At 64.7% G+C, this 3,231-nt stretch carries 4 protein-coding genes; all 4 read right to left on the bottom strand.

Translation table 11 applies throughout. From position 1 onward, the window contains the following. A partial coding sequence (locus KAZ48_11575; GenBank protein MBP7973430.1) for a hypothetical protein occupies window positions 1–842 on the bottom strand: 842 nt, incomplete at its 3' end. After that, a complete protein-coding gene (gene mreD / locus KAZ48_11570) occupies window positions 839–1,357 on the bottom strand; it encodes a rod shape-determining protein MreD (GenBank protein ID MBP7973429.1) in 519 nt (172 codons plus the stop codon). The genes KAZ48_11575 and mreD, both read right to left, overlap by 4 nt. A gap of 3 nt (window positions 1,358–1,360) precedes the next feature. Next, a complete protein-coding gene (locus tag KAZ48_11565; protein MBP7973428.1) occupies window positions 1,361–2,257 on the bottom strand; it encodes a rod shape-determining protein MreC in 897 nt (298 codons plus the stop codon). Window positions 2,258–2,311: 54 nt separating this feature from the next. Beyond that, on the bottom strand, window positions 2,312–3,231 hold a 920-nt coding region (locus KAZ48_11560; GenBank protein MBP7973427.1), incomplete at its 5' end, for a rod shape-determining protein.

The raw sequence follows: 3,231 nt of genomic DNA, 5'->3' as shown, positions 1-3,231 counted from the left end.
ACGACTGCCTGCAAGTGCGCATCGATATTTGTCACGACGTTGTCGCCAGGCACCGCCGCCCGATTCTCAAGCGTTTGACCGACCTTGCCCGATCTGCTCACAGCGACCCGCTGGACGCCCGGCTGACCGGCGAGCACCGAGTTGTACTGCTCCTCAAGTCCGGCCCGACCAACGCGGGTGTCAGCGGTATCGGCTGAGGTCGGGTCGAGCTTGTCCAACTCGGCCTGGCTGATCGGACCAAGGTATCCGGCAAGATGTGCCGCGTTGACACCATATGGCTTGGGGTACGAGCGCAGCGGTCGAAGATCCGTCCGCACGGCTGGCATGTCCCCGCGCTCTTCCATCAGCTGCAAGCCCACGGTCTGGGGTACGTCGGTCGCGACAACCACTGGTTGACCGGCAGGCCCGTTCCAGCACAGTGGCTGTGGTGCCGCGCCCGCTGTGCCACAGGGCTTCATGCGGGTGACCAAGTCGTCGTAGCTCACCGAGAGCTTCTTGGCCAAGGCCACCAGCGTCGCCTGCCCGCCATCCTTCTCGCGAGCCAGCGCGGTGCGATCGACGGTTACCGTCAACGAGGAACGATTGGCAACGATGGGACGACCCACTTGATCGAGGATCAGGCCGCGCTGCGGCGTGACAACCGCGGTGCGGACGCTGTTGCTTGACGCCGCGTTGCGATAGGTCGCCCCCTCGCCAACCTGCATCCACACCAGCCGCATGAACAGCGTCGCCAGCAAGGCGACCACCAGGACTTGCAGGATGATCAGGCGGGCATCGCGGCGCAGGGTCGGCCGGTTCCGCCGACCAGCACCACCCGCTGAAGCACCACTGGGTTGCCTCACGCGAGCCTGCCCTCGTCTGCGGCACCGCGATAAAGCACCCCGATGATCGGAACCACTGCCAGCGCCAAAACAGCGGCGTAAACGGCCGAAGTGACAACAAACCAGGGGACGGCTGACCAGGTGACGTGCGGCGAGGACAGCAATGCCCCTGTGACCGACAGCGCAAGAGTGACGCCGGCGGTCAAGCCTGCGATCGCCAACGCCGATCGCAGGTCAAAAGCACCCGCGTCCAAGGTGAAGTGACCCGCTACAAAGGCCGCGATTGCGTAGACCGCTGCAGTCTGGCCGATCGATCCTGTTGCCGGTGGGGCGACATCGACCAGCACTCCGGCGCCGAAACCGATGACTGCCCCTGGGCCGGGGCCAGCCGCCATTGCCAGCACCAACACGGTGACCAGTACAAGGTCAGGAGTAGCTCCAGGCAAACCCAACCGAGAAAGCAGCGTTGTTTGCAGAACTAATCCGGTAAGTAGCGCGGCGACGATCAGCAACACCCGCGGCAACGTGATGCGCATCCGTCACCCGCTCGGACTCGGGGTCGGTGCTGGGCTGTCCTTCGGCTTCGGTGGCAAGACGGAGTCGCGCGGATTGGTCCGCGGTGGGACGACTACCACTCCGACGATGTCCAACGCCGTCAGCGCGGCTGCTGGCCGAATCAGCGCAACGCGGTCAGCTTGCCCTGGGTCGCCGCGCAATGCCGTGACCGTTCCCAGGGGAAGTCCCGCGGCGTAGGGCCGCCCGTCCGGTGAGCCGAACGAGACAATTCGATCACCCACCGATACACCCGCCGTTGGGTCGAGTAGCCGCAGTATCTCCTCGCCCGGTTGCCCCGTGCCCTGCAACGCACCCACTTGGCCAGACCCCTCGATGCGGGCCCCAATGACCGAACTGTCATCGGAGAGCAACTGCACATCGGCGGTCACCGGTCCGACCGAAATGACTTTGCCGACGAGGCCCTCGCCATTCATGACGGTCATGTCCTTCTCGATACCGTCACCGGAGCCTGCGTCGATTGTCACAGTCCCGTTGAACGTTTGGGCAGAGCCGTACGCAACGACTCGGGCCGGCAACACGCGGTAGCCGCCAAGGCCCGCAGTTCGCAGCAGCGAGTCGACCGACTCAGCTTGTTGCGCGGTACGGGCGGCCGCATCGGACCCGTTCGCGACGTCGCTGAGCTGCTGACCGGCAACCTGCTGGCGTTCAGCCTGGTCGCCGAAGGTCGTCACCGAACGCGCGACACTGATGGCTGGTGCCGCTGCCGCTCCGACCGCGCGTTGAATCGGTCCGATAATGCCGGCCGCGATGCCGCGGACTCCATCGACCGCGTCGCTGCCGCGAACATCGAGTAGGACCAGGGTGAGCGAGACCAGGAGTAGCACCGCGAGGACACCACGTGCCCTGCTGGCCTCTCGCATGAATCCCCCTTCCGACTTGCCTGTGCGGCCAACTGCAGACTGTTGACGCTGCTACTAGTACCGCGACTCGGCCAGTAACACTGGCTTGAGTGCTTCGAAGTCTTCAACACAACGTCCGGTCCCGAGCGCGACACAACTCGTCGGATTGTCAGCGATTCGTACGGGCATTCCGGTCTCGTGCCGCAGCCGCTCAGCCAGTCCCCGCAGAAGAGCTCCTCCGCCGGTCAGCACGATGCCCGTGTCCATCACATCGCCGGCCAACTCCGGCGGAGTGCGATCCAACGTGATTCGGACCGCATCGACGATCGATCGAACTGACTCGTCGAGCGCCCTACGAACCTCGTCGCTGGTCAACACCACGGTTCGCGGCAACCCGCTGATCAGGTCACGTCCGCGGACCTGCGCCTGCGGTTCGTCGCGAGTCGGAAACGCTGAGCCGATGCGCAGCTTGACCCCCTCAGCGGTCCGCTCGCCGAGCAAGAGCGAGTACTCCTTCTTGACGTGCTGAATGATCGCCTCGTCCAGGCGGTCGCCACCCACGCGCGCGGAGATGCTCGTCACGATGCCGCCGAGACTGATGACCGCAACCTCGGTTGTTCCCCCACCGATATCCACGATCATTGAACCTTCGGCGTCATGGACCGGCAATCCGGCGCCGATCGCAGCAGCCATCGGCTCCTCGATGACGTAGACCCGGCGGGCACCAGCTGCATAGCCGGCATCCTTGACGGCCCGCTGTTCAACGGCAGTGATCCCACTTGGCACACAGATCACCAGCCGGGGTTTGGCCAGCAGTTTGCGGCTATGGATCTTCTGAATGAAGTACCGAAGCATCCGTTCGGTGGTTTCGAAGTCGGCAACGACCCCGTCCTTCAGCGGCCGAACAGCGACGATGCCCTCCGGAGTCCGCCCGAGCATCTGCTTGGCCGAAGTACCCACCGCAACGATCGCGCCGGTGCGTTGGTCAAGGGCCA

The sequence above is a fragment of the Candidatus Nanopelagicales bacterium genome (assembly GCA_018003655.1).
GTDB lineage: Bacteria > Actinomycetota > Actinomycetes > S36-B12 > UBA10799 > JAGNDY01.
This window is presented reverse-complemented; position numbering and strand designations above follow the sequence as displayed.

What these genes read in the sequence shown, in the direction of transcription:
- mreD (MBP7973429.1), bottom strand. Translation starts at nt 1,357, where the DNA reads ATGCGCATCACGTTGCCGCGGGTGTTGCTGATCGTCGCCGCGCTACTT.
- KAZ48_11565 (MBP7973428.1), bottom strand. Translation starts at nt 2,257, where the DNA reads ATGCGAGAGGCCAGCAGGGCACGTGGTGTCCTCGCGGTGCTACTCCTG.